Genomic DNA, 24,971 nt, shown 5'->3' with positions numbered 1-24,971 from the left:
GAAGGTCCGGCTCGGACGGCGGGCGGCCCGCGGTCCGAGCCGGACCGGCCGCGTCACTGGGCGGTGTAGCCGCCGTCCACGAGGTAGTACGCGCCCGTGATGAAGCTCGCCGCGTCGCTCACGAGGAACGCCGTGAGGTGCGCGACCTCCGCCGGCTCGCCGAGCCGGCCCAGCGCGTGCTTGCCCTGGAGGAACTCGAGCGCCTCGGGGCTGAGGCTGCTCTCCACGAGCGGGGTGCGGATGAAGCCCGGTCCGACGGAGTTGACGCGGACCTTCTGCGCCGCGTACTCCAGCGCGGCGTTCTTCGTCAGTCCGACCACGCCGTGCTTCGCGGCGACATAGGCGCTCGAGTTCGCGAAGCCCACGCTTCCGAGGATGGACGCCATGTTGACGATGGCTCCGCCGCCGTTCTCGGCCATCACCGGCAGCTGCGCCTTCATGCCGAACATGACCGCGTCGAGGTTGATGTCGAGGACCTTCCGCCAGCCGTCGAGCGGATACTCGCCGAGCTGGGCGATCGGTCCGCCGATCCCGGCGTTGTTCACCGCGATCTTGAGCGGCGCGAGCCGGCCCGCCGCCTCGACGGCCCTCACCGACCACTCGGGGTCCGCGACGTCCCCGTCCAACCCCTCGGCTGTCCCGCCGGCCGAGCGGATCTCCTCGACCACCTCTCCGACGGCGTCCTGCTTGAGGTCCGTGACCAGCACCGACGCCCCGCTCTGCGCGAGCAGGACGGCGATCGCCCGGCCGATGCCGGAGCCCGCTCCCGTCACGATCGCCGATCGATCCGCTACGTCGTACGTCGCCATGTGCATCTCCTCTGCGTGCTGCGGGGTCCGTCCCCGCCGCCCTGTCGACGCTAGGTCCGCCCCAGGGGAGCCCGCCAGCCCTCGCACCGCCCGCGCACACGGCCGCGCTCACGGCGAGGCCGCCTCGGCTCCCCTCCGGGCTCTCTTCCCCTTCTCCGCAGGACACCGGCTCTTTTCCGCGCGACACCGGCCCCGGCTGCGGGATTGAACGGGCCCTCACTTCTATCCTCGGAACCATGCCTTCCGACCCGCTCTCCGCTGCCGAGTTCGGCGGGGCGGGCCGTGCACCCCGCAGCTTCGATGCGGCGATGATCGCAGCGGTGCGGCGGGCCGAGGAGCCGCCGGCCGAGGAGCCGCCGGCCGAGCAGGAGGCGACGGTCACCGGGCCGCAGTACTGGGCGAGGGCCCGGGTGCCGCGACCGCCGACGACGCGCTCGAGGACGGGGATCACGGTCAGCCCCTACATCCCTGCTCCCGAGGAGCAGATCGGCTCCCCCGAGATCCTGCGCAGCCTTCGCCTGGCGGCCCCCGGCCTGATCCGCACCGCCAACGAGATCCTCGACGTCGAGGGGCCCATGCCCCTGCAGCGCCTCATCACGCTGACCGCCCGCCGGTTCGGCATCCCGCGACTCGACCCGCAGCGGCGCTACCACATGGCGCGCGTCGTCGGCCCGCAGTTCCGCGTGCTGGACGACTTCGCGTGGCCGAACGGCGTCAAGCCCGCGACCTGGCGCGGCGCCCGCCGGGTCGGCGACCCCAACGACCGGCGCATCGTCGACATCAGCCGCGAGGAGCTGCAGAACGCCATGGAGTTCGTCCTCGGCGACGTCGCCGAGCTGATCCGGGGCGAACTCGTGACGCAGGCGGCCGCGCTGCTCGGCTATCCCCGGATCCCGGTGCCCGCGCGCCCGTGGGTCGACGAGGCGCTCGACGCCGGCATCGCGTCGGGCCGCTTTCTCCTGAGCGACGGCGCGGTCCGACTGGCCTGACGATTCGGCGCCGTGTTCGCCGGCGCACCGAGCCGCGCGGGGACGGTCCCTGAGATCGGACCAAGCGGTGCGGGGACCCGCGCCGAATCCGCTGCATGTCGATCATCACGGCAGCAGAGGTCACCCCTCGGGATGCGCTCGTTCTGCCGGCCCCGGCCCTGGCGCCTTCGGGATGCACAGGGTCTCCACCGCCCCGGATGCCGCCTCCCGGAGGCGGCGCCAGCGGCCGGCCGGCGGACAGGGGCGGGATGAGCGGGATCTGTCGCGCCCGCGCGGACAGTACCGCCGTCCGCTGACGCGGCAGCACCTGAGTCCGACCGACCTGCATCTGAACGTGCACTCACACCAAGGAGAACGACCAATGCGCACAGCACTCCCCCTCGCCGGCATCGGACTGGCGACCGTGATCGCTCTGAGCGGCTGCTCGATGAGCACGTCGACGGAGCCCGCGGCCACCGCCGAGGCCGCCCAGACGCCGATGGCCGAGGAGATGCACACCGACACCGTCAACAGCGACGGTGCCGGCCTCCGAGCCGCTCTGACCGCGCTGCTCGCCGACCACGTGTACCTGGCGGGCGCCGCGATCAACCAGGCGCTGACCGACGGCGGAGACCTGACGGCGCCGAAGACGGCAGCCGCGGTCGCAGCGCTCGACGAGAACTCCGTGGACATCGCCACGGCGGTGGGCAGCATCTACCCCGACGCCGAGGAGCCCTTCCTCGAGTCCTGGCGGTCGCACATCCCCTTGTTCGTCGAGTACACGCTCGGCAAGGCGACGGGAGACCAGGCGAGGACCGATGCCGCGACCAGCGGCCTCGGCGCCTACGCCGTCTCGTTCGGCGAGCTCATGCACTCGGTCGCTCCCGAGCTGTCCGCGGAGGCCGTGCAGGGCGAGCTCGAGATGCACGCGACCAGCCTCATCGCGGCGATCGACGCCAACATCGCGGGGGACCCGGCCTACTACGACCTGCTCAAGGCGGCCGCCTCGCACATGCCGATGACGGCGCAGGCCCTCGCGAGCGGCATCGCGGAGAACCAGGACATCCACTAGCCGGGCGGACGGGCGCTCCCACCCGGCGCCCGTCCCCCTCCTCTCTCCCGACGTCCCCTACCCGGAGCCCCTCCATGTGCCAGACCGCGATCTTCCCGGGCCGAACCGTCGCGCCCCCGCGCCGAGCGGCGGCCTGACGTGCTCGGCCGCTCCCGCGAGACGAGGACACCCGACGCCATCGCCGCCTCCCCGGCCGACGCGCTCCTCGCGCGTGTCGCCGAGGGCGACCGGCAGGCGTTCGCCGAGTTCTACGACCTGGTGGCCTCGCGCGTCCTGGGGCTCGTCATCCGCGTCCTCCGCGATCGCGCCCAGTCCGAGGAGGTCGTCCAGGAGGTGTTCCTCGAGGTGTGGCAGACGGCACCCCGCTACGACCCGTCCCGCGGCACGGCACTCACGTGGATCCTGACGATGGCGCATCGGCGGGCGATCGACCGGATCCGCTCCGCGCAGAGCGCACGCGACCGGGAGACCCGCGAGGGGATCCGCGACTTCCGCATCGAGTACGACAGCGTGTCCGAAGCCGCGGAGCTGCGGGTCGAGCACGAGCGCGTGCGACGCGCCATGGAGCGGCTCACGCCGCTGCAGAGGGAGGCGGTCTCCCTCGCCTACTACGGCGGCTACAGCTCGGGCGAGGTCGCCGAGATGCTGCACATCCCCGTCGGCACCGTGAAGACGCGGCTGCGGGATGGACTCATCCGCCTGCGCGACGAACTGGGGGTGACCCGATGATGTCCCGAGAGCAGCTGCACCACCTGAGCGGGGCGTACGTCCTGAACGCGCTCGACGAGGACGAGCGCCGGGCGTTCGAGGGATGCCTCGCAAAGTGGGAGGACATGCGCAGCGAGGTGACCGAGCTCGCCGACACCGCCGCCGCCCTCGGGCTCGCCGTTCCGCCGCTCGCGCCCGATCCCGCCGTTCGCGAGCAGCTCCTCGCCCGGGTGACAGAGACGCCGCAGCAGCCGCGCGTGCGGACCCGCGACGTGGCGCCGCGGAGACGCGCGCTCCGCCTCGCCCAGCGCGCCGGAGCGGGACCCGCGCGCGGCACGCCGATCCTGTGGGTGTCGGCCGCGCTCGCGACCGTGCTTCTCGTCCTGGCCGTCGTCACGTCGGTCGTGCCGTCGCCCCGGGACACCGGGGTGACCCTCGCGCAACTCGAGAGCGCCGGCGACGCCCGGCGGGTGCCGGTGCCCCTCGCAGGAGGCGAGGGGGTGGAGCTCCTGTGGTCGGATCAGCTCGAGACGTCCGCCCTGATTTGGGAGTCGCTCCCTCCGCTCGACGAGGGCACCGTCTACGAGCTCTGGTATCTCGACGAGTCGGCGCGGCCCGCCGGTCTGGTGGACGAGGGGACGCCCGGGTCGAAGGTCCTGGAGGGCCGGTTGCGCCCCGGCGATCTGGTCGGCATCACCGTGGAGCCGGCCGGCGGGTCGGAGCAGCCGACCTCCGCTCCCCTGGTGGTGATCGAGCGCGCCTGACCGCGGCCCGGGGTGCGGTTTCCGTGCTCTCGCGGCCCGAGAAGCAATGGTCCGGTCCGCCCCTGCACGCGAATCGCGCGGAAAGCGGATGCCGCCTCCAGCCGACACACGGAGAGCGTCCAGATTCGTCCTATGCTGGGAGCCCACCCTTTGGACCCGGCGGAGCATGACGATGTGCGGACGGACGAAGCACCCGTGAGAGTGCTCTACGTCGTCCTCCTGGTCCTCGCGGCCATCGCCCTGCTCGCGCTCGGAACCGCCGGTGCGATCGCGGCCGGCCTCGAGCCGGACGGGCTCTCGTTCTTCCTCGTCGCGGTCGCGCTGATCCTGCTCGCCCTTCCGCCTCTCGTGCTCGGCGCCTTCCTGCAGTCCTGGCCGGTCGAACCCTGGCGCGGCACCGGTCGCAAGGACCTCGCGCGGATGCTGTCCGCGACGGTCGTCGTGCAGCTCGTGGGGGCGGGCCTGCTGCTCCTCCTCGCGGTCGACGATCGCGTCCCGCTGTGGCAGCCGGTCGCCTTCCTGGCGGCCGTGGCGGTCGTGAGCGCGGTGAACGTCCCCGCTGCCGTCGCCGTCCGGCGTCACGACGCCCTCAGGCCGCCCCCTCCGCCCGCGGAGTGGAGCAGGGACGTCATGCTCCGCAAGACCCGCACGGTCCAGCTGTGGGCCTTCGGCACGCTGCTCGTCGCCGGGGCCGGCGTCCTCGCGATCGCCGCGGCGGGCGGCCTGCAGAGTCTCCGTCAACTCTGGGTCCTCGTCGCCCTCGCCGTGTCCCTCGCATGCATCGCCGGGAGTGCGGCGTGCCTGATCGCGGCGTGGCCGCTCGCCCGCCGGCTGCGCGAGGAGCGGGAGGACGCGGACGGGCGGGCGGTCGTGAGGAGCATCCGACAGGGCCGCGTCGACCCGCTTCTGTCCGGTCGCGAGGACCGGGTGGTCGGCTGTGCGCGGGTCCTCGCCAGCTACGTGCCCTTCCAGATCGCGCAGCTCACGCTGCTCTACGCCGGCCTGCTGCTCGCGCAGCTGCCCTCCACCGTCTTCGCCGAGGACCGTCCGGACCTGCTGTCCACGGTCGTCCTCGCCGTCCTGATCGTCACCTACGCCCTCTTCCTGCCGCTGTCCCTGCGGCTGTGGAGAGGGGCCCGCAGGTACGCGGCCGTGCACGAGGACGTGCTCGCGCCGAACTGACGACGGAAGGAGGCGCAACGGTGCGCACGCTCTACCTCTCGGGACTCGTGATCCTGGACCTCGCCGTGCTCGCGCTCGGCGCGGCGGTCCTCGCGACCATGGACCTGGACAAGGCCGGCACCCTCGGGGTTCTCGCGTCCGTCCCGATCGTGCTCCTCGTCCTGTCCGACTTCCCCGTCGCCCACATCTCCCTCCTCGGAGCGCGGGACTCCGCCACGGCGGCGAGCGTCGACCGCCGGACCACCGTCCTGCTCGCCACCGGCCTGACCGCCGCCGGTGCCGTCCCGCTGCTCCTCATCACGGCGGCCGTCGACGGTCCCCTGGCCCTCGCCGGTGCCTGCGCCATGCTCGCCGGTCTCGCCCTCGTGTACGCCTTCGTGGTGGGCGACCGGGTCGCGGCGCGACTCCGGTCCCGCGGTGCGTACCGTCCCGCGGGCGCGACCCTCGTCCGCCGGCGTTCGCCGCGGCGCTCGCCGGGCGGCGTGCCGCTGCGCGGACCCGCCCGGCCCTCGCTCTCCGCCCTCGACCTCCGGCAGCCGCCCCGCCGCTGACTCCCGCAAGCCCGCGCGCCGCGCCCTGAGGAGCGGGGACAATCGAGCCATGAGCGCCGCGACGTCCCACCTCTTCGTGGTGCGCGGCAACATCGCGCACCTGGCCTGCGACGCCTGGCTGCTGCCGACCGACGCCAGGGCGCGGATCACGGAGGCCTGGCGCACCGTGCTGCCGGACCTGCGGGAGCGGCTCGACCGGTCCGAGCTCGACGATCTCACCGGCGGGCGCTCCCTCGTCGCCGAGCTGGCCGGGGACGAGGAGCGGCCCGCGCCGGTGCTCACCGCGGGACCGCTCGAGGCGCTCCGCTCTCCCGACGAGCTCCGGCCGGCCGTCCGCGCCTTCCTCGAGCTCGGCGCCCGGATCGCCGAGCGCAAGCGGGCCAAGGACCTCGGGACCGCTCGCTTCCGTCCGGTCCCGCTCCTGGCCATGCCGTTCTTCGGCTCCCGCGGCGGCGGAGGGCGGCTGGCGCAGGGCTCGCTGCTCACGACCCTGCTCGACGAGGCGACCGGGACCGCGGCGCGGCTCGGGGTCGACGTCGTCCTCGTCCTCTCGGACGAACCCGCCTACGCCCTCGCGCAGCAGCTGCGGCGGAGCCGGCCCGGGTCCTGGAGCTGCCTCGCGCCGGGCCTCCTCGACGAGGCGGAGCGCCTCGCGGCCGAGGCCCGCGCCGGACGGCTCGTGCCGTTCATGGGCGCGGGCGTCAGCGTGACCGGAGGGGCGCCGAACTGGCCGGGGCTCATCGAGCGCCTCGCCGACGCGGTGGCCCTGAGCGACGCCGAGCGGGAGAGCCTCCTCAACGGACGGCGGGACGCGCGGGACCAGGCGGCGTTCCTCCGCGCCGCGTTCCTGCGCTCCCCCGTGACCGACGACCCGGACGGCGGCTTCGCCTCGGCGATCATCGACATCGTCGACGTGCGCCGGTACGGACTCGCGCCCGCCCTGCTCGCCTCCCTGAGGGCCGAGCAGGCGATCACCCTCAACTACGACCAGCTCTTCGAGCGCGCCGCCGAGGACGCGGGACTGCCGCGCTCGGTCCTTCCCGGCGACGGCAGGCCCAGCGCCCGGTGGCTCCTCAAGCTGCACGGGACGGTGACGGACCGCGACAGCATCGTGCTGACGAGGGACGACTACATCGGCTTCCATGCCGAGCGGGCGGCCTACAGCGCTCTCGTGGCGGCGTCCATGATGACCCGGCACCTGCTGTTCGTCGGGTTCGGGCTGGCGGACGACCACTTCCACGAGATCGTGCACGACGTCCGCCGCGCGGCCGGGGCACCGGGCGTCATGACCATCGGGACCGTCCTCACGCTGCGGGACGATCCGCTCGAGATGACGATCTGGCGCGAGGACCTGGCGTTCGTGCGGACCGAGACCGAGGGCGAGGATCGGCCCGGCTCGTCGTCACGGGCGCTCGAGGTGTTCCTCGACGCGATGATGGCGCTCGCGACGGACCGGCATCCCTACCTGCTGGCCGAGGGCTTCGAGGACGGCCTCGACGAGGACGAGCTGGTGCTGCGCGAGGAGCTGATCGGCCTCGGGCGGCGCATCGAGGACCGGGCGCGCAGGACGTCGTCGTGGATCCACGTCGAGCGGACCCTCCGCGACCTCGGGTTCGGGCACGGCGCCGACTAGTAGAGGAAGATCTGCAGCCAGTCCCTGTGGTGGGCGTGGACCAGGACGAGGAACACGATCGCGTCGAACAGCAGGTGGATCGTGACGACGTACGGGAGCGACCGGGTCTTCGTGAACACGTAGGCCTGCACCATGGTGAACGGGATCGTGAGGAACGGCCCCCACTCCCGGTAGCCGAGCTCCCACAGGAACGAGACGAAGATGATCGCCTGCACCGGGATCGCCTGCCAGTCGGGCAGGTGCCGGCGCAGCAGCGTGAACACCGTGCAGATGAAGAACAGCTCGTCCCAGATGCCCACCACGTTCACCCCGACGAAGAGGCGCGCGATCTCGTCCGGCGCCGCGATCGGCGGCCAGTTCTGGTAGGCGCCCGACCGGATGAAGTAGGTCGGCAGGATCAGCCAGGCGAGCAGCACCGCGATGACCAGCCAGGCCTTCTCCAGGCGGGTCCACGGCTTCCCGCGGCGGCGGGGGAAGCGGATCGTGTGGTGCCGGTACACGTACCGGTCGATCAGGTACGGCACGAGGACGGAGAGGGTCAGGACCGTGCCGAACAGCAGCATGTTGAGGTAGTCGAGGTTCGCCTCGACCGAGATGCTGCCCACGATCCCGAGGCCGATGGCGATGAGCAGCAGGTCCCCCGCGAGCTGGCGGCCCACGAGCAGCCCGGCCGCGACGCCCGCGGCGAGCAGCAGGTAGCCCACCAGGTCCTGGTGCATCCCGAACATGAGCACGGCGCCGGAGGCGACCACGAGCGACGGCAGGAGCGCCCACGGGTTCCGCTCCACCGGTTCGGACGCCGCCGGCGGCGCGGTGACCGGCGGTGCGGTGACCGGCTCTGCTGCGGGACCCGACGACGAGGAGCTCATGGGTCCAGTGTCGCGTGTGCGGCGGCCCTTCGCAGGACGACGCGTTCCCGTCGCGTCGCCCGACGCGGCGGACTACGTCAACGCGGAAGCGATGTCGCGGACCACGGACTCCAGGATGCGGGCGTTGAAGTCGACGCCGAGCTGGTTCGGCACGGTGACGAGCACCGTGTCGGCGTCGCGCACCGCCGCATCCTGTGCGAGCTCCTCCGCGATCCGGTCGGGCTCGCCGATGTAGCTGCGGCCGAAGCGGGCGATGCCGCCGTCGAGCCGGCCGACCTGGTCCTTGGCGTCGGCCTGGGCCCGCAGCCCGAAGTAGTGGCGGGTCTCGTCGTCGATGAGCGGCAGGATGCTGCGGCTGACGGACACCCGGGGCTGCCGTTCCCAGCCGGCCGTGGACCACGCGTCGCGGAACATGCGGATCTGCTCGGCCTGCAGCTCGTCGAACGGCACGCCGGTGTCCTCCGTGAGAAGCGTCGAGCTCATCAGGTTGAGGCCCTGCTCGGCGGTCCACACCGCGGTCGCGCGGGTGCCGGCACCCCACCAGATGCGCTCGCGCAGGCCCGGCGATTGGGGCTGGATCGCGAGCAGGCCCGTCTGACCGGTCATCTCGGGGTTCGCGTGAGCGACGCCCGCGCCCTCGATCGCGGCGAGGAACAGGGCCGCGTGCTCGCGGGCCATCTCGCCGTCGGTGCTTCCCTCGGCGGGGACGTAGCCGAACGCCTCGTAGCCGCGCAGCGCCGTCTCGGGCGATCCCCTGCTGATGCCGAGCTGCAGGCGCCCGCCGCTCAGCAGGTCCGTGGCCGCCGCCTCCTCCGCGAGGTAGAGCGGATTCTCGTAGCGCAGGTCGATCACACCCGTTCCCAGCTCGATCGTCGAGGTGCGGGCGGCCATCGCGGCCAGCAGCGGGAACGGCGATGCGAGCTGCGGCGCGAAGTGATGGACCCTGACGAAGGCGCCGGAGACGCCGACCTCCTCGGCCGCGACGGCGAGCTCGACCGTCTGCTGCAGCGCGTCCGCCGCCGTCCGCACCAGCGATCCGCGGACCGGCTGCCAGTGTCCGAACGAGAGGAATCCGATGCGCTTGCTCACGCTCGGGTCAGCGCGGCCCGGGCGAGCGCTATTCCCCTGCTACGCCTGGGGGCCGTTGAGAGCGCCCAGGAGCTGCGGCTTGGTCATGGAGGAGTAGCCCCGGACCCCGCGCTCCTTCGCGAGCGCCCGCAGCTGCGCGACGGTCCACGAGGCGTCGGGACCGCCGTCGGGGGCGGCGGGAGCGATGAAGGGCGATGTGCCGGTGGCACGCGGGGCCGGCGCGGCCTTCGCGGGCTTGGACTGGGCGGCCTTCGGCGCCTTCACGACCTCGGCGGCCTCCGCACTCGCGACCTCGAGCGGCTCCGATACGGGCTCGTGCTCGGCGGACTCCTGTCGACCGGCGAGCGGCCGCTGCCCCGCGGCCTCCCCGGGCTCCGCATCGCGGGCCGGCCCACCGGCGTCCGGGAGGGCATCCTCCTCGGACTCGACGACCTCGTCGGCGGGAGTGGCGTCGAGAACGGCGTAGTCCGGGACCTCGGGTGCCGATACGCGAGCGTCGGGTGCCGTCGTCTCGTCCGCCGGCGCTTCGTCGACGGAGGTCTGCAGCTCGGCGGGTTCCGGCGTGGGCTGCGGGTGTCCGCCGCGGGCACCGGCCACCCTCCTCCACGCGCCCTTCAGCGACGCGAGCACGCCGCGCACCTGACCCCTGTCCTGCGTCTGCCCCGCCACGATTCCCCTTCCGAAGTCCAGCCCGATTGTGCCTTTGGAAGCATTCTCTCAGCGGAATGGAAGTGGGGATGTCGCAGGGAACGCCCCAGCGGCTCAGCCGGCGAGCGGGGTGCCGTTCGAGTCGTACTCGAGGGGGTCCCACTGGCGCAGCGGCGACGGCGACGCGACGCCCTGGGTCACGAACGGGTCCCGGCTGAGGAAGTCCTCGGCGGCCTCCTGCGAGCGGAAGACGCACATCGAGCCCTCGGCCAGCGGATCGCCGAACGTCCCGATCATCGCGATCCCGCCGCCCTCGGCGAACTCGTCGACGAACGCGCTGTGCAGCGGGTAGACCTCGGGGATCCGAGAAGGGTCGGCGACGGTGTAGAAGCAGACGTAGTACATGGTCGGACACTAGCGGCGGCCCCCGTCACGAGGGAGTGCGAGTCGCGCTTCCGCCTGCCACGGACCCGGGCCAGAATGGCGCGATGCAGCCGGCGACCTGGGAGGAGCGCATCGCGGCGGCGTGGGAGGAGTTCGACCGCCTCTCGCCGGAGGAGTTCCTGGCCCGGATGGCGGACCTCGCCGAGGAGGGGCCCGAGGCGGACGGACTCTACGAGCGGGCGTCGGCCCTCGACGCGCTGGGGGACGAGCTCTCCGCCGTGGGGCTCTACCAGCGCGCTCTCGCGCTCGGTCTCGGGCCCGAGCGGCGGCGGCAGGCGGTGATCCAGCTCGCGAGCTCCCTGCGTAGCGTCGGTCGCGCGGGCGAGGCCGTCGAGCTCCTCGAGGCCGAGCTCCGCCGCGCGGAGGACCAGCTGACCGACGAGGTGCGCGCGTTCCTCGGCCTCGCGCTGAGCAGCGCCGGACGCCCGCGGGAGGGGCTCGCTGTCGTCCTCGAGGCGCTGGCGCCGCACCTCGGCCGCTACACCCGATCGCTCACGGCGTACGCGGCCGAGCTGCGGGAGGGCGCTGTCGGCGGCCGCCTGTAGCCTCCCGGTACACCGAAGGAGAGGAGGCGAGCCGGATGTTCGTCCGTGACGGAGTGGTGCACCACAGCGCCAGCGATCTCACCGCGGCGGTGAAGTGCGAGTGGGCCCTGATGCGCCTCCTCGACGCGAAGCTCGGCCGCATCCCCGCCGTCGAGGAGCCCGAGGACTACATGCAGCAGCGTGCCGCGGAGCTCGGCGGCGAGCACGAGGCGCGGGCCCTCGCCGCCTTCGCGGCCCGCTTCGGGGTGCACACCCCCGGCATGCCCGGCGGCGTGGCGGAGATCGCCCGGCCGGAGCCGTCGACGGACGCTCCGGCCCTTCGAGCCGCCATGGACGCCACGGTGACGGCGCTCCGCGACGGTGCGGATGTCGTCTTCCAGGGCACGTTCTACGACGGCCGGTTCGTCGGGTTCGCCGACTTCCTCGTCCGCACCGGGACGCCCGACGGTCCCGTCTACGAGGTCTACGACACCAAGCTGGCGCGCCGGGCCAAGATCTCCGCGCTCCTCCAGCTCGCGGCCTACGCCCTCCAGCTCGAGGCGCTCGACATCCCGGTCGGGGAGCGGGTGCACCTCCTGCTGGGCGATGGCAGCACCTCGACGCACCGGCTGACGGACATCCTTCCCGTCTACCGAGAGCGGATCGCCCGGCTCCTCGACATGATCGGCGCGCGGCTGGCGGCGAACGGCCCGCTGCCGTGGGGCGCTCCCGGCTACACCGCCTGCGGCCGGTGCGCCGCGTGCTCAGAGCAGGTCGAGGCGACCCGCGACGTTCTCCTGGTCGCGCGTCTCACGTCCGGGCAGCGGATGCACCTCGCGGAGCACGGCATCCGCACGATCGACCAGCTCGCGGCGAGCACCGGCGAGGTGGACGGGGTGGGAGCGGCGACCCTCGAGAAGCTGCGCGACCAGGCGCGGATGCAGCTGTCCGCCCCGGAGCAGGGGCCGGAAGGTCCTCCCCTGGTCCGGTACCGCGTCCACGACACCGCGGGTCTGGCCGCGCTTCCGGCCCCGGATGCCGGCGACATCTTCTTCGACTTCGAGGGCGACCCCCTCTGGAACGACGGCGACGCGCGCTTCTGGGGCCTGGAGTACCTCTTCGGAGTCATCGACCACGACGGCGGGCGCGAGCACTTCCGCCCCTTCTGGGCGCACGACCGCGCGCAGGAGAAGCAGGCGCTCCTGGACTTCCTCGCCTTCGTCACGGAGCGGCGCCGGCGCCACCCCGGCATGCACATCTACCACTACGCGGACTACGAGCGCAGCCACCTGCAGCAGCTCTGCGCCCGGCACGGTGTCGGGGAGGCGATGCTCGACGAGCTGCTCCGCGAGCACGTGTTCGTCGACCTCTATCCGATCGTCATGCACAGCATCCGGATTTCGGAGCGCTCGTACAGCCTCAAGAAGCTCGAGCCGCTGTACATGGGCGAGGAGCTCCGCCGGAGCGACGTGACGAACGCGGCGGACTCGATCGTCGCGTACGTGGAGTACGCGGCCCTGCGGGATGCGGGGCGGGAGAGCGAGGCCGCCGCGCAGCTGGCGGAGATCGAGGAGTACAACCGCTACGACTGCGTGTCGACGCTGCGCCTGCGCGACTGGCTCCTCGAACGTGCGGACGAGGCGGGGGTCCCCCGGCGCCGGCAGGTCCAGCTCGAGGAGCCGCGCGACTCCCGCCTGGCGCGCGACGAGGACCGGGTCCGCGACCGGCTCCTGGCCGCGATCGAGGGCATCCCGGCCGTCGACCGCACGCCCGACCAGCAGGCGATCGCTCTCGCCGCCGCGGCGATCGAGTACCACCGGCGCGAGGACAAGACCTACTGGTGGGAGCACTTCAACCGGGCCATCACGCCGATCGAGGAGTGGGCCGACCAGCGCGACGTCCTCGTCGTCGAGGAGGCCGAGGTCGTCTCGGAGTGGGAGCTGCGCGGGAAGAAGCGCTCGGAGAGCCGCATCCTCCGCATCCGCGGCCGGCTCGCGCCGGCCAGCCGGCTTGGCGTGGGAGATCAGCCGCACATCATGTACGACGGCCCTGTCCCGCCGTGCTGCCGTGACGTCCCTGAAGGCCAGCGCGGCGAGCACGACGGCACGGAGGTCCTGTCGGTCACCGAGACCCCGGGCGGCACCGAGGTCGTGCTCGAGGAGACCGCCGGAGAGGGCGTCGACCTCTGGATGGCGCTCCCGGTCGCCCTGACGCCCGCCCGGCCGATCTTCACCGGACCGCAGCGCGCGGCGATCCTCGAGTGGGGCCAGCAGGTGGCGGACGAGCTGCCGCTGCTCGGCGATGTCGCGGCCCTCGACCTCCTGCGCCGGAGGCCGCCGCGGCTCCGCGCCGGGGGGCAGCTGCCGCCCGTCCAGGAGGGCGACACGACCGCGGCGATCGTCGCCGCCCTGCGGGCGCTCGACAGGTCCTACCTCGCCGTGCAGGGGCCGCCCGGCTCCGGCAAGACCTTCGTCGGCGCATCGGTCGTCGCGCGGCTGGTCGAGCAGGGCTGGCGGGTGGGCGTCGTCGCCCAGTCGCACGAGGTGGTCGAGAACCTCCTCCGCCGAGTCGTCGACCTCGGGGTGGAGCCCGCGAAGGTGGGCAAGAGGGCTCCGAAGCACGGATACGAGAGCCCTCCCGAGTGGACAGTGCTCGGCGACACGAAGCAGGTCATGAACTTCGTGCTCGGGGGGAAGAGCAGCGGATTCGTCCTCGGCGGCACCGCCTGGGACTTCGCCAACCCCTCGAAGGTCCCCCGGAACATGCTCGATCTCCTCGTCATCGACGAGGCGGGGCAGTTCTCGCTCGCCAACACCATCTCGGTGTCCATGAGTGCCCGGAACCTGCTGCTGCTCGGCGACCCGCAGCAGCTGCCCCAGGTGAGCCAGGGCCTGCACCCGGAGCCGGTCGACGCCTCCGCACTCGGGTGGCTCTCCGACGGCCACGACGTGCTCCCGGCCGGCCTCGGCTACTTCCTGGACCAGAGCTGGCGCATGCATCCGGCGCTCTGCGCCGCGGTGTCGGACCTGTCCTACGAGGGTCGCCTCACCTCCCGCCTGCCGGAGACGACGGACCGTCGCCTGGACGGCGTGGAGCCCGGGCTGCACCCGATCCCGGTGGCCGCGGAGGGCAACTCCCTCGAGTCCCCCCAGGAGGCCGACCGGGTGGTCGAGCTGGTCCGCGCCTCCGTGGGCCTTCCCTGGACGGATCCGTCCGTGGGGCGGGAGGCCGATCCCCTCCGGCCGTCGGACGTCATCGTGGTGGCGCCCTACAACGCGCAGGTCGAGCTCCTCCGGCGACGGCTGGACGAGGCCGGCTTCCGAGAGACGCCGGTCGGGACCGTGGACAAGTTCCAGGGCCAGGAGGCTCCCGTCGCGATCGTCTCCCTCACCGCTTCCAGTGCCGACGACGTGCCCCGCGGCATCGCCTTCCTGCTGCTCCGGAACCGGCTGAACGTGGCGGTGTCGCGCGCGAAGTGGGCGGCTTACCTCGTGCACTCCCCCGCCCTCGCCGACTACCTCCCGGCGACGCCGGAGGCGCTGTCGGAGCTCGCCGGATTCCTCCGGCTCACCCGTTCGGCGCCCGCCCTCGAGCCCGCGGGCTGAGGTCAGGGCGCGGTCGCGAGCAGGTCGTCCACCCGGAGCTGGAGCGGAGCGTTCGTGGTGCCGCCCGACAGGTAGACGACCAGACCGACCCCTCCGGCCGTCTGCAGCGCCGCGGTGCTGTCGGCGGCACTCCTCTGCCAGCCCGTCGGCTCCGGCTGCCCTGATGGCCATGCCCGAGCCTGGATCGTCGACGGATCCGTGCCGGTCACGCGGATGCGCACGGAGATCTCGGAACCCGCCGCATAGGTCCCCGGCACGACGACGGCGGGCTGGATGAAGGTCTCCGTGCCGGTCGAGCCCACCCGCGTCAGGGCGAGGGTCAGCCGTCCTGCCGAGCTGAGGACCATCTTCGCCTGGTACGCCCCGACCGAGACGACCCGGCGGCCGGCGACGGACAGGTAGACGCTGCCGCTCACCGGTAGCTTGTCGACGCTGTAGTCGAGGCGCAGGTCGGTCGCGGTCGAGTTCACGCCGGAGAGGTTCATTTGGATCGTCGAGCCGGCCGTGAGAGCCGCCGTGCCCACGCCTTCCGCCACCGCGTAGCGGCCGGTGGTGCCCGTGACGCTCCAGGGGCCGCCGGTGGGCGCGGTTCCCCAGCCGTTCGAGACGGTGCGATCGAACGCGTCCTGCGCGAGAACGCCGGCAGGCGGGGGCGCACCGACCGTCACGGAGCGGGTCGTGACGGCCGTGGCTCCGTCGTCGTCGGTGACGGTGAGCGAGATCGTGTACGTGCCGTCCGCAGCGTAGGTCCAAGAGCCCGTCGTCCCGGTCGCCGTGCCGCCGTCGCCGAAGCTCCAGGAGTGCGAGGCGATGGTCCCGTCGCTGTCCGTGGATCCGCTGCCGTCGACCGTGCACGTGAGTCCGGTGCAGGAGGACGTGAACGATGCGAGGGGCGGGGTGTTGCCGCCCGGCGGGGGCGGCCCGATGCTGAACGAGTCGGTGAAGGTGCCCCCTGCGGCACGGACGAAGCGTGCGCTGAGCGCGGTCCCGGTGGCTGTCACCTCCAGCGAGCCGAACGTGCCGTTCAGGTTCGACCCCTGGTTCGCGACCATGTAGGGCGCCTCGGGATCGGTCGCGTGGACCTCACGAAGCACCTGCCCACCGGTTCCCACCGTGGCGAACACGGTGCCCGCCCCCTTGACCATGCTGGAGTCGGCATCCGCGACACAGCCCGCGTTGTACACCCCCGCCTGAAGCGCCGTGCAGTCGGCGTCCGTCGTCAGCTGGGCCGTCCGCTGGTAGAGGTGCTCGTGACCGTGCAGGACGAGGTCGACCCGCTTGTCCAGTAGGAGGTTGATGATGTCCGTGCCGGGGTCGCAGCCGTACTCGCCCGTGGACAAGCAGGGCTTGTGGATGCCGACGATCACCCAGGGGATGCCCGCGCTGCGCGCGCCGTCGATCGCCGCCGCCGTCCAGTGATACCGCGCTGTGCCGGCGGCGTAGCTCCAGATCCCGTCGGGATAGGCGAGGCCCGGCGAGATCATGACGAAGCGCACGAGGGGCGCGCCCCGGGGGACGTCGACGTAGTACTGGCGTCCGTAGGTGCCGATGAGTCCCGGCAGCTGGTTCGGCAGGCACGCGGCGAAGTCGTTGATGTTGCCGTTCCGGCCGTCGCTCTCATGATTGCCGGACAGCAGCTCGAAGGGGAAGCCGGCGCCGACGCCCGCGATGACCGCGTCGCACCAGGCCTGCTCCTGACCGGCGACGCCATAGGAGAGGTCTCCGAGGGCGAGGTGCAGATCCGGCTTCAGCTCACCGATGCTGGCGAACACGGCACGCGCGTTGCTGTTCGCGGTGAAGTCCCCGGACGCCGTGAACCTGACCTGACCGTCGACCGCTGCGGCCCGGGGCGACGAGCCGGACCCCGCGAAGCCCGCCGCGGCGAGCGCCGCCACCAGCCCGACGATCAGTGTTCCGCGCAGAACTCGCATGCGCCGCTCCTTCGCAGCCCGCATCCGCCTCGGATGCTGCAGCACAGGCTAGACCTGTGGGCGACACCACCGCGAGGACTTCGTACCCGTCGCAACCCCCTTGCCGCCGATGCGCGGCGCCTGTTGAGTCGAGGGACGCCGAGAAGAGGAGCCCCGATGACGGACAGCAGCGAGCGCCCCCGCGACACCGAGGTCCCCGAGCCGCCGACCGTCGCGTCCGTCGCCGCGGTCGCGTCGACCACCGACGACCTCGAGGCGGCCCAGCCGAGCCACCCGGATCGCCCGGTGGGCGTGAATGTGGACACCGCGTCGCTCGGCACCGAGCCCGGCGCCACCGAGGAGCTCGCGCCCGATGAGGACGGCGAGGACTCGGACGAGGCGCTCGGCGCGTCGCAGACGGACGCGGCCGACAGCCGCGAGGCCTGAACGCCGCCGCCGCGTCAGGCGGGACCGGCGGCGCGCGCGGCCGTGACGGCCGCTCCGATGCCCTCGCGCCACGGGACGCCGTGTCCGGGGAGGACGAGGCGCGCCCCCGTCGCGGCGAGGACCTCGAGCGACCCCATGGCCTCGCGGCTGTCGGCCGTTGCCGCCCCGGCCACGATCCGGGGTCCGGTCTCGCCCGTGTAGGGATCCAGGGTGACCAGGGCGTCGCCCGTGATCAGGGCGTTCCGGTCGGGCAGGTGCAGCGCGGAGTGCCCGAAGGTGTGCCCGGGTGAGAACACGACCACCGGCCGTCCGGGGACCTCGAGGGTGTCACCCGCGGAGAACCAGCTCAGGCCTTCGACGCCGCGGACGTTCCAGGCGCCCGCGGCCGTCATGGCGGAGAGGATCGGGATCGCCTTGGGATGCCGGATCGGGTAGAAGGACCGCGGGTTCTCGTGGGCGTACCGATAGGGATGCCGTGCGATGAACCCCTCGTAGGGATGCGCCCAGATGGGCAGGTCCCACTCCGTCTGCATCCGCCGCGCCACCCCGAGGTGATCGAAGTGCGCGTGAGTGAGCACGAGTGCGCGGACCTGCGCGGGCCGGAAGCCGATCGCGTCGAGGGCGCGCTGCAGGACCCGCCACGTCGTGGGGAACAGCGCGTCCACGATCGTGAGCGCGTCGCCGTCCTCGATGAGGTAGCTGTTCGTGTGGGCGTGCGACAGGCGGTGGACGCCGGGAGCCACCGAACGCAGCAGGGTCGGCCCCCTGTCCTCGATCGACCTGGTGCGCTGCAGGATCGGCATGGCGACTCCTCACGTGCCTGTCCCCTCACGCTAGGCCCGCAGCCCTTCCGCGTCAGGGGCTTGCACTCCGCTCGCGCGAACCTGCCCTCGGGCCGGGGGCGTCACTCAGAAGCGCTCAGGTGACTTTCAGCGAACGCGAGGAATCTGGCGCCAGCACATGTCCGATGAGCGGAAGCGAGGTACAGCTATGGGGCTCGACGACAAGATCAGGAACGCAGGCGAGGAGATGGCCGGCAAGGCCAAGGAAGGCATGGGCCGCGCCAGCGGCGACGAGAGGCTCGAGGCCGAGGGTCAGGGCGACCAGACCGCGGCGAACCTCAAGCAGGCCGGCGAGGACGTGAAGGACATCTTCAAGAAGTAGCGCCGCGTCCAGGAGGGGCCACCGGAGACGGTGGCCCCTTCTCACGTTCCTGATGCCCCGCTGAGAGCCGGGCTCGGGGGACGGTCATAGCGTGGAGCGAGAGGAAAGGGGAACGACATGTCGGAGCAGGGGACGAATCGCGCGAACCCGAAGCTGGACGACGAGCTGAAGCACGAGGCCCAGCCGATCGTCCAGGGGCACGGACCCTCCCACGTCGAGGAGTGGCGCCAGGTGGTGAGCTACCCGGACGACACCGACAGTGCGGAGGTGGAGGCCGCCTCGGGCATCACCGGGAACCTGCGGCCGGCATCGGACGAGCTCGCGGAGGGCACCGTCACGGAAGCCGAAGACCGGGCCTGAGCGGCCCCCGACCCATCGACCAGCCGGCCGAGCGGTCGGCGGAGGAGGAAGAACATGGCACAGCATCCGAACGCCGCGCTCGCCGACATCGTGGACGAGCTGCGCAAGGGCGGCTCCTGGATCACGGTCTACACCGACGCCTCCATGGACACCTCGGATCCTCGCGGAGTCGCCCTCGCCCGGCGCCGCTCGGTGCTCGACCGGCTGCGTGCCGTCGGCGTGTCCGCCGAGCAGCTCTCGCTGATCGAGGACGCCATCGAGGGGACCGACGGGGTGCCCGGCCCGATCTCGCGCTACGTCCTCCTGCGCGACGGGCGGATCGTCTGCAACCTCGTGACCCCGGGGGCCCCGAACGGACCCGAGCTCGCCGAGGCGGGGCCGATCCCGCAGCTGCTGCCGCTGCTCACCGCCCGGCCAGACGAGATCGTCTACCTCGTCGTGGAGGCCTCGCGGGACGGCGGAGACGTCAGCCTCTACCGCTCGAGCCAGGTCGCGCCCGAGGTGACCGAGCAGACGCAGGGGCGCACCGACGCGATCAAGAAGTTCCAGGGCGGCGGGTGGGCGCACCTGCGGTTCCAGCACCACACCGAGGAGATCTGGAAGCAGAACGAGACGGAGCTCGCGGCCGTCGTCGACAGGCTCGTGCAGGAGCACCGACCGCGCCTCGTGATCCTCTCCGGCGACGTCCGGGCGAGGCAGCTCCTCATCGACCGCCTCGCCTCCGCGACCCGCGAGCTCGTCGCGGAGCTCAACGCGAACACGCGCCCCGAGGGGGCCTCCGAGGAGACGCTGCAGACCTTCGTGGACGAGCAGCTCGACCGCGTGGCGCGGGAGGACCGGGACGCCGAGCTCGACCGGCTCCGGCAGGAGCTCGGCAGGGACGGCGGAGCGGCGGAGCACGGCGTCGGGTCGCTCGTGCACGCGGTCCGCCAGGCGCAGGTCGAGGTGCTCTTCCTCGACCCGGCGGCCCTGGCCGAACGCACCCTGCTCGCGCTCGATGCGGAGCCCTGGGTGGCTGCGGCTCCCGAGGAGGCGACGCCCGCGGGCATCCTCGGGACGGTGCCGGCCGCGGAGGCGCTGATCCGCGCGGCCGTCCTCACCGATGCATCGGTCCGTCTGGTGCCGGGTCCGCTGCTGCCCGACTCGTCGGGCGTGGCGGGTCTTCTGCGCTGGAGCTCGGCGGCCGCGATCGGCGGCTGATCGGGAACCCTGCCACAACTCCCTGCCTGCACGGTAGGGGGTGACCCGGGTGCGCCCGCGGCGGGAAACTGGGGCACCGGAACGCCGGCACAGCAGCGGCGGGAGAGGTGCGCCATGAGGATCCCCGAAGCCAGAGGCGAGGCGAGTGCCCGTCTGTTCTCCGTGCTCGAGCTCGCGCCCGGCACACCGGCGGCGAACGCGGCGCGCATCGAGTTCGCCGAAGCGGTCCGGAACGTCGTCGCGGAGAGTCCCGAGATCGTGCGGGACGAGGACCTCCAACTCACGCTGTTCTGCCTCTACGAGTTCGCCTACGGCGGCATCGACGGTGTGCCGGACCTGGAGTGGGATCCGGCACTGCTCGCGACGCGCGCGGAGATCGAGGCGGCGTTCGAGGCGGAGCTGCGCGCGGTCGTCCCCGTGCCGCCGCGTCCCGAGCCGACGGCCGACGCCGTCGCGCGGACACTGTTCGATCTGACGGCCCCGACGTCGGGTCCGAGCCTGTCCCGCTTCGTCGCGAAGCAGGCCACGGACGAGCAGCTCCACGAGTTCCTCGTGCAGCGCTCCATCTACACCCTCAAGGAGGCGGACCCGCACAGCTGGGCCATTCCGCGCCTGCGGGGCCGGGCGAAGGCGGCGCTCGTCGAGATCCAGTCGGACGAGTACGGGGGCGGCCGGCCCCAGCGGATGCACTCCGCGATCTTCGCGCTCGCCATGCGCGGCGCCGGCCTCGACGACACCTACGGCCGCTACGTCGACAACGTCCCCGCGATCACCCTCGCCGCGCTCAATCAGATGTCGATGTTCGGCCTGCACCGCCGCCTCCGCGGCGCGATCGTCGGCCACCTGGCCGCCTTCGAGATGACGTCCGCCCTCCCCAACCGGATGTACGGGAACGGCTTCCGGCGCCTCGGGTACGACGAGGACGTCACCTGGTACTTCGACGAGCACGTGGAGGCGGACGCCGTCCACGAGCAGATCGCGGCGCGGGACCTGGCCGGCGGATTCGTGGAGACCGAGCCGGACCTCCTCGACGACGTCCTGTTCGGCGCCGCGGCCTCCCTCACGGTCGACGGCTGGGCCGCCGACCACATGCGCGAGGCATGGACGGCCGGCAGGACGTCGCTCCGTGCGCCCCTCGCCGTCGCCGCGTGACGGGACTTCCCGGCGGTCGCCTCGGCGCGGATCCTGTGGCAGATCGGCGCCTGGACGCGGAATACGTGCTGCCGCTGCGCTGGAGCGAGGACAGCGGCCTGGACGAGCTGACGGACTACCTGCGGGAGATCACCGCCCTCGTCGACGTGACGGTCGTCGACGGGTCTCCTCCCCCGGTGTTCGCGGCGCACGCGTCGCGCTGGGCGGGGCTGGTCCGGCACGTCCCGCCCGACCCGAGCCCCGTCGCGAACGGCAAAGTGGCGGGGGTGCTGACCGGCGTCCGCCTCGCCCGGCACGAGGCGCTGGTCCTCGCCGACGACGACGTCCGCTACGGCGAGGAGGAGCTGCGTCGCCTGGTCGGCATGCTGCGGCACGCGGACCTCGTCCGGCCGCAGAACGTGTTCCGGCCGCTGCCGTGGCACGCCCGCTGGGACACCGGCAGGTCGCTGCTCAACCGCGCGCTCGGCGCCGACTATCCCGGCACGCTCGCCGTGCGGCGCTCGATCCTCGAGCGCACGCGCGGCTACGACGGCGACGTGCTCTTCGAGAACCTGGAGCTGATCCGCACGGTGCGCGCCGCGGGAGGACGCGAGGTGCGCGCGCCCGACCTGTACGTGCGCCGGATCCCGCCCACGGCCCGGCACTTCCTCGGGCAGCGGGTGCGGCAGGCCTACGACGACTTCGCGCAGCCGCCGCGGCTCGCCCTTGAGCTCGCCCTGCTGCCCGCCGCGATCGCGGGGCTGCGGCGTCCGCGCCTGCTCCTCGCCGGGGTCGGCGCGGTGGTGCTGCTGGCCGAGGTCGGGAGGCGACGCCACGGCGGCGCCCGCGTCTACCCGCCGACGTCCGCCCTGTGGGCGCCGGCGTGGGCCGCTGAGCGCGCGCTCTGCATCTGGATCGCGCTGCTGCGCCGGGTCACCGGCGGCATGCCGTACGCCGGCCGCCGGCTGCGCCGGGCCGGCACCCCTGCCGCCGAGCTGCGGCGACGATTCGCCCGTCCTCCCGGCGCCGCGTAACGTGGCTGACGTGGACGGAGGAGGCGGCTCGCATCGGCGCGAGGACGTGCCTCAGGTCGTGGCCTGCCCGGACGGTCCCTTCCTCGTCCGTGGCGACGTCGACATCGTGACCCCGGACGGACAGCCGATCCCGCGCACGCGCAGGACGGTCGCGCTGTGCCGGTGCGGCCTGTCGACGATCAAGCCCTTCTGCGACGGAACCCACCGGGCCTCCGGCTTCCGCACGACCTGACTCTCACCCCACCGTCACGGGTTCGAGGTTCCAGCCCTCGACCCGCATCCGCCAGGGCCCCCCATCGCGCGCCCTGACCCGCATCCGGCGGCGCTCCCCCGGCAGGAGCGGACGCGGGTCCCCCTCGGCGACGACGAACCCGGGGACGCCCGGCTCGCGCGCGTCGGCCAGCACCAGCCCGACCACCGCCGGACCCGCGTGGTGCTGAAGGGTGACCCCCTCCTCGTCCGCCGACACCTCCACCTCCGCGCGGGGCAGGTCGAGGAGCGCGGAGAGGTCGGCGCCGCCGGTCGCGAGGACGAGCTCGCGGTCGAGCACCTCGCCGCCGCTCCCCTCCCACTCCGCCTCCCAGAGGAAGAGCCCGTCGCGTGGCGGGAGGGCGAGGGAGCCGACGGGCACCGGATCCCGCACGCGCTCCACCGTCCAGCTCTCCTCGGCGACGATGCCGCCGTCGAGCGTCCGAGCCCTCAGGGCGACGCGTCCTTCCGGACGTCCGCGCTCGGACCACACCCAGGCCTCAGCCGCGGGGCTTCCGCCCGCCCACGCCGCGGCCTCCGTGCGCACCGTCACCCGGTCCGCGGCGAAGGCACGGGCGACCGCCCAGAACGCCGGCTTCGGCTCACCGGAGAAGTCGACCGCCGACGTGCACCACGCGTTCGGGAACGACTCGTCGAGCTGCCACGGCAGCACCATCGAGCACCGCGGAGCGCGCCGCCGGTCCGCCTCGACCGCATAGGCGAGGCCCGTCGCCTGCAGCCACTGGCTGGCCCGGCGCAGCTGCTCGACGCCCCGGAGGCGTCCGCCGAACGAGCGCTCGACGAGCTCCGCGTTGTTCCACCAGTCGCCGAGATGCCGGTAGACGGGGTTGCGGCGGTCGGCGGGCTCCTGATCCTCCGCCGGGATGAGCCCGTCGAGGGCCCGACGATTGGTCATGCCCTCGACCCCGAACTCGGTGTGGGCGAGGGAGCGACCGGCGTTGTAGAGCCGGTAGTGGGCGGCGAGGCCCTGGTGCTCCCACGGTCCGTGCACGTCGTGCTGGTCCTCGGGTGCGGTCTCGATCACGTCGAGGCGGTTGTGGAAGGCCGGCCCGGACGGCGACGTCGGCACCCAGTGGCGGCCGGGATCGCAGCGCCGGACGGTGTCGGCGAGGGCGGCGAGGGCCGGGGACCGCGCCTCGTCGAGCGGGACTCCGTCCTGGTCGAGCTCGTTGCCTCCGCCCCACATGATCAGCGCCGGATGGTGCGTGAGCGTCGGCACGATCGCCTGCGCCTCCGCGCGCAGGTAGGCGACGAACTGGTCGTCGGCCGCGGGGGCGCTCTGTGCGCCGGAGCTGGACTGGGAGAACTCCTGCCAGACCAGCAGCCCGGCCTCGTCGCACCGGCGGTAGAACTCCTCGGTCTCGATCAAGCCGCCGCCCCAGACGCGGAGGAGCCGAGCGCCCGACTCCGCCGCCAGTGCCAGGAGATGGGCCAGTCGGGCGCCCCCACCCTGCTCGTACTGGGCGTCGGCGGGGACCCAGTTCCAGCCGACGAGCGGGACCCGCACGCCGTTGACGACGGCGGAATACGGGAGTGCGGACTCGGGTGAGCCCGGGTTGCGGACGAATTCGACAGTGCGGAAGCCGACCGCGAAGGTGCGCTCGTCGTCCCTGCTTCGCACCCGGACCTCGTACAGGCGCTGCGGACCGAGTCCGGCCGGCCACCAGCGCTCCGCGGCGGGAACGTCGACCACCGCTCCCCCGCCGGCGACCGGCGACCCGTCGAGCAGCACCTCGGTCGTCACCTCCCGGTCCGCTGCGACGACCACGCGACCGCTGTCGCCCACGAGCTCGGTGCGGACGCTCACCGCACCGAGCGGCTCTCTCGCGATCCGGAGCCGCACGCCCTTCCAGATGCCCTGATGCGGAAAGGGCGGGCAGAAGTCCCAGCCGTAGTTCATCCGGGGCGCATGGATGCGCACCCGTTCCGTCCGGCCCACCTGCGGCTCGCTGGCCGGCACCGGCGCGAGCACGACGGCGAGGGTGTGCGGCCCGGGCTCCGCGGGGACGGGCAGCCGCGCCGCACGGAACAGGCCGGCGACCTCGGCGATCATCGTCCCGTCCCAGAACACGCGCGCGGAGGGATCCACTCCGTCGAGCTCGAGCACGACGGACGAGCCCGGCTCGGACTCGGGCACCTCGACGAGGCGGCGGTACACCCAGGAGCGGCCCCCGGTCCACTCGGCGGCACGGCTGTTCCGGCTCACGCGGGGGTCGGGGATCTCCATGGCTGCCGCGAGGTCCGTCACGACCGATCCGGGCACGGTGGCCGGAAGCCACCCGGGCGCCCGGCCCACCGCGTCGGCGGCGTCCGCAGCGTTGTTGCCGGCCTCGATGCGTGGGCGCACGTACCACTCCCAGGTGTCCCCGAGAGCCTCGCGGACCTCCCACTCGCCGCCGAGAGGGACCACCGTGGGGACCGGATGCGGCATGGGTGAGAACGTACGCACAGGGGGAAGGCGGGTCAAAGGCGAGCGGGACCGGGGTCCGACCCGTCCTCGGGCGATCGCCGAAACCGGGCCTGCTCCACAACCCCGTGACACCGCCGGGGCCGCGGCCTACCGTGAAAGGGAGGCAGGGAGGTGGCGTC

24 protein-coding genes are annotated in these 24,971 nt (G+C 73.0%); 16 read left to right on the top strand and 8 right to left on the bottom strand.

The window, feature by feature from the left end:
* Positions 1-53: 53 nt before the first annotated feature.
* Positions 54-809 carry an SDR family NAD(P)-dependent oxidoreductase gene (locus J3P30_RS13305; RefSeq protein WP_210481486.1) on the bottom strand — a complete coding sequence of 252 codons (756 nt, stop codon included), beginning with the start codon at positions 807-809 and terminating at the stop codon, positions 54-56.
* 236 nt (positions 810-1,045) lie between these two features.
* Between J3P30_RS13305 and J3P30_RS13300 the strand changes: the two genes are divergently transcribed.
* From J3P30_RS13300 to J3P30_RS13270, 7 genes are all read left to right on the top strand, one after another.
* Complete coding sequence (locus tag J3P30_RS13300) at positions 1,046-1,798, top strand: hypothetical protein (RefSeq protein ID WP_210481485.1); 753 nt, start codon at positions 1,046-1,048, stop codon at positions 1,796-1,798.
* Positions 1,799-2,159: 361 nt separating this feature from the next.
* Complete coding sequence (locus J3P30_RS13295) at positions 2,160-2,849, top strand: hypothetical protein (RefSeq protein ID WP_210481484.1); 690 nt, start codon at positions 2,160-2,162, stop codon at positions 2,847-2,849.
* Between the two features lie 138 nt (positions 2,850-2,987).
* Entirely contained in the window at positions 2,988-3,578 is a 591-nt protein-coding gene (gene sigK, locus J3P30_RS13290) for an ECF RNA polymerase sigma factor SigK (RefSeq protein ID WP_210481483.1), read from the top strand.
* Complete coding sequence (locus J3P30_RS13285) at positions 3,575-4,321, top strand: anti-sigma factor domain-containing protein (protein WP_210481482.1); 747 nt, start codon at positions 3,575-3,577, stop codon at positions 4,319-4,321. The genes sigK and J3P30_RS13285 overlap by 4 nt, the downstream gene beginning before the upstream one ends.
* 195 nt (positions 4,322-4,516) lie before the next feature.
* Positions 4,517-5,503, top strand: coding sequence for a hypothetical protein (locus J3P30_RS13280; RefSeq protein ID WP_210481481.1), 987 nt, complete (start codon positions 4,517-4,519; stop codon positions 5,501-5,503).
* A 20-nt stretch (positions 5,504-5,523) separates the two neighbouring features.
* Complete coding sequence (locus tag J3P30_RS13275; RefSeq protein WP_210481480.1) at positions 5,524-6,054, top strand: hypothetical protein; 531 nt, start codon at positions 5,524-5,526, stop codon at positions 6,052-6,054.
* Positions 6,055-6,103: 49 nt separating this feature from the next.
* Complete coding sequence (locus J3P30_RS13270) at positions 6,104-7,687, top strand: SIR2 family protein (RefSeq protein WP_210481479.1); 1,584 nt, start codon at positions 6,104-6,106, stop codon at positions 7,685-7,687.
* On the opposite strand, the gene J3P30_RS13265 is transcribed toward J3P30_RS13270, so the two are convergent.
* From J3P30_RS13265 to J3P30_RS13250, 4 genes are all read right to left on the bottom strand, one after another.
* Positions 7,684-8,556, bottom strand: coding sequence for a CPBP family intramembrane glutamic endopeptidase (locus J3P30_RS13265; protein ID WP_246852775.1), 873 nt, complete (start codon positions 8,554-8,556; stop codon positions 7,684-7,686). The genes J3P30_RS13270 and J3P30_RS13265 overlap by 4 nt on opposite strands.
* Positions 8,557-8,628: 72 nt before the next feature.
* Entirely contained in the window at positions 8,629-9,645 is a 1,017-nt protein-coding gene (locus tag J3P30_RS13260) for an LLM class flavin-dependent oxidoreductase (protein ID WP_210481478.1), read from the bottom strand.
* Between the two features lie 39 nt (positions 9,646-9,684).
* On the bottom strand, positions 9,685-10,314 hold the full coding sequence (locus J3P30_RS15645; protein ID WP_210481477.1) for a Rho termination factor N-terminal domain-containing protein: 630 nt from the start codon (positions 10,312-10,314) through the stop codon (positions 9,685-9,687).
* 93 nt (positions 10,315-10,407) lie between these two features.
* Positions 10,408-10,698 (bottom strand): YciI family protein, encoded by a 291-nt coding sequence (locus tag J3P30_RS13250; protein WP_210481476.1) that lies wholly within the window; start codon positions 10,696-10,698, stop codon positions 10,408-10,410.
* An 83-nt stretch (positions 10,699-10,781) separates the two neighbouring features.
* On the opposite strand from J3P30_RS13250, the gene J3P30_RS13245 reads away from it, so the two are divergent.
* Positions 10,782-11,282, top strand: coding sequence for a tetratricopeptide repeat protein (locus tag J3P30_RS13245; protein ID WP_246852774.1), 501 nt, complete (start codon positions 10,782-10,784; stop codon positions 11,280-11,282).
* 35 nt (positions 11,283-11,317) lie between these two features.
* The gene (locus J3P30_RS13240; RefSeq protein WP_210481475.1) at positions 11,318-14,866 is read left to right on the top strand and encodes a bifunctional RecB family nuclease/DEAD/DEAH box helicase; all 3,549 of its coding nucleotides are present in this window, start codon (positions 11,318-11,320) and stop codon (positions 14,864-14,866) included.
* Between the two features lie 2 nt (positions 14,867-14,868).
* Here the strand turns inward: J3P30_RS13240 and J3P30_RS13235 are convergent, their stop codons facing one another.
* The gene (locus J3P30_RS13235) at positions 14,869-16,797 is read right to left on the bottom strand and encodes a PKD domain-containing protein (RefSeq protein ID WP_210481474.1); all 1,929 of its coding nucleotides are present in this window, start codon (positions 16,795-16,797) and stop codon (positions 14,869-14,871) included.
* 156 nt (positions 16,798-16,953) lie between these two features.
* On the opposite strand from J3P30_RS13235, the gene J3P30_RS13230 reads away from it, so the two are divergent.
* Positions 16,954-17,223, top strand: coding sequence for a hypothetical protein (locus J3P30_RS13230; RefSeq protein WP_210481473.1), 270 nt, complete (start codon positions 16,954-16,956; stop codon positions 17,221-17,223).
* 14 nt (positions 17,224-17,237) lie between these two features.
* Here the strand turns inward: J3P30_RS13230 and J3P30_RS13225 are convergent, their stop codons facing one another.
* Positions 17,238-18,026, bottom strand: a complete 789-nt coding sequence (locus tag J3P30_RS13225) for an MBL fold metallo-hydrolase (protein ID WP_210481472.1) — start codon at positions 18,024-18,026, stop codon at positions 17,238-17,240.
* Positions 18,027-18,213: 187 nt separating this feature from the next.
* Here J3P30_RS13225 and J3P30_RS13220 point away from each other — a divergent pair, with 187 nt between their 5' ends.
* From J3P30_RS13220 to J3P30_RS13195, 6 genes are all read left to right on the top strand, one after another.
* Positions 18,214-18,387 carry a CsbD family protein gene (locus tag J3P30_RS13220; protein WP_210481471.1) on the top strand — a complete coding sequence of 58 codons (174 nt, stop codon included), beginning with the start codon at positions 18,214-18,216 and terminating at the stop codon, positions 18,385-18,387.
* Between the two features lie 117 nt (positions 18,388-18,504).
* Entirely contained in the window at positions 18,505-18,747 is a 243-nt protein-coding gene (locus J3P30_RS13215; RefSeq protein WP_210481470.1) for a hypothetical protein, read from the top strand.
* A 54-nt stretch (positions 18,748-18,801) separates the two neighbouring features.
* Complete coding sequence (locus tag J3P30_RS13210; RefSeq protein WP_210481469.1) at positions 18,802-19,947, top strand: Vms1/Ankzf1 family peptidyl-tRNA hydrolase; 1,146 nt, start codon at positions 18,802-18,804, stop codon at positions 19,945-19,947.
* A gap of 114 nt (positions 19,948-20,061) precedes the next feature.
* On the top strand, positions 20,062-21,099 hold the full coding sequence (locus J3P30_RS13205) for an iron-containing redox enzyme family protein (RefSeq protein WP_210481468.1): 1,038 nt from the start codon (positions 20,062-20,064) through the stop codon (positions 21,097-21,099).
* A 35-nt stretch (positions 21,100-21,134) separates the two neighbouring features.
* The gene (locus J3P30_RS13200) at positions 21,135-22,112 is read left to right on the top strand and encodes a glycosyltransferase (protein WP_307807507.1); all 978 of its coding nucleotides are present in this window, start codon (positions 21,135-21,137) and stop codon (positions 22,110-22,112) included.
* Positions 22,113-22,122: 10 nt separating this feature from the next.
* Entirely contained in the window at positions 22,123-22,344 is a 222-nt protein-coding gene (locus J3P30_RS13195) for a CDGSH iron-sulfur domain-containing protein (protein ID WP_210481466.1), read from the top strand.
* 3 nt (positions 22,345-22,347) lie between these two features.
* Here J3P30_RS13195 and J3P30_RS13190 read toward each other — a convergent pair whose 3' ends face one another.
* The gene (locus J3P30_RS13190) at positions 22,348-24,813 is read right to left on the bottom strand and encodes a hypothetical protein (RefSeq protein ID WP_210481465.1); all 2,466 of its coding nucleotides are present in this window, start codon (positions 24,811-24,813) and stop codon (positions 22,348-22,350) included.
* Between the last annotated feature and the right edge of the window lie 158 nt (positions 24,814-24,971).

The organism is Naasia sp. SYSU D00948, from assembly GCF_017916515.1.
Classification (GTDB): Bacteria; Actinomycetota; Actinomycetes; order Actinomycetales; family Microbacteriaceae; genus Naasia.
Note: the sequence above shows the minus strand (reverse complement) of the source record. Positions and strands in the feature narration are given on the sequence as shown.

Bases quoted from the DNA above. Each gene is read 5' to 3' on its own strand.
- J3P30_RS13305 (WP_210481486.1), bottom strand. From the start codon at position 809: ATGGCGACGTACGACGTAGCGGATCGATCGGCGATCGTGACGGGAGCG.
- J3P30_RS13300 (WP_210481485.1), top strand. From the start codon at position 1,046: ATGCCTTCCGACCCGCTCTCCGCTGCCGAGTTCGGCGGGGCGGGCCGT.
- J3P30_RS13295 (WP_210481484.1), top strand. From the start codon at position 2,160: ATGCGCACAGCACTCCCCCTCGCCGGCATCGGACTGGCGACCGTGATC.
- J3P30_RS13285 (WP_210481482.1), top strand. From the start codon at position 3,575: ATGATGTCCCGAGAGCAGCTGCACCACCTGAGCGGGGCGTACGTCCTG.
- J3P30_RS13270 (WP_210481479.1), top strand. From the start codon at position 6,104: ATGAGCGCCGCGACGTCCCACCTCTTCGTGGTGCGCGGCAACATCGCG.
- J3P30_RS13265 (WP_246852775.1), bottom strand. From the start codon at position 8,556: ATGAGCTCCTCGTCGTCGGGTCCCGCAGCAGAGCCGGTCACCGCACCG.
- J3P30_RS13250 (WP_210481476.1), bottom strand. From the start codon at position 10,698: ATGTACTACGTCTGCTTCTACACCGTCGCCGACCCTTCTCGGATCCCC.
- J3P30_RS13245 (WP_246852774.1), top strand. From the start codon at position 10,782: ATGCAGCCGGCGACCTGGGAGGAGCGCATCGCGGCGGCGTGGGAGGAG.
- J3P30_RS13240 (WP_210481475.1), top strand. From the start codon at position 11,318: ATGTTCGTCCGTGACGGAGTGGTGCACCACAGCGCCAGCGATCTCACC.
- J3P30_RS13235 (WP_210481474.1), bottom strand. From the start codon at position 16,797: ATGCGAGTTCTGCGCGGAACACTGATCGTCGGGCTGGTGGCGGCGCTC.
- J3P30_RS13230 (WP_210481473.1), top strand. From the start codon at position 16,954: ATGACGGACAGCAGCGAGCGCCCCCGCGACACCGAGGTCCCCGAGCCG.
- J3P30_RS13225 (WP_210481472.1), bottom strand. From the start codon at position 18,026: ATGCCGATCCTGCAGCGCACCAGGTCGATCGAGGACAGGGGGCCGACC.
- J3P30_RS13220 (WP_210481471.1), top strand. From the start codon at position 18,214: ATGGGGCTCGACGACAAGATCAGGAACGCAGGCGAGGAGATGGCCGGC.
- J3P30_RS13215 (WP_210481470.1), top strand. From the start codon at position 18,505: ATGTCGGAGCAGGGGACGAATCGCGCGAACCCGAAGCTGGACGACGAG.
- J3P30_RS13210 (WP_210481469.1), top strand. From the start codon at position 18,802: ATGGCACAGCATCCGAACGCCGCGCTCGCCGACATCGTGGACGAGCTG.
- J3P30_RS13205 (WP_210481468.1), top strand. From the start codon at position 20,062: ATGAGGATCCCCGAAGCCAGAGGCGAGGCGAGTGCCCGTCTGTTCTCC.
- J3P30_RS13190 (WP_210481465.1), bottom strand. From the start codon at position 24,813: ATGCCGCATCCGGTCCCCACGGTGGTCCCTCTCGGCGGCGAGTGGGAG.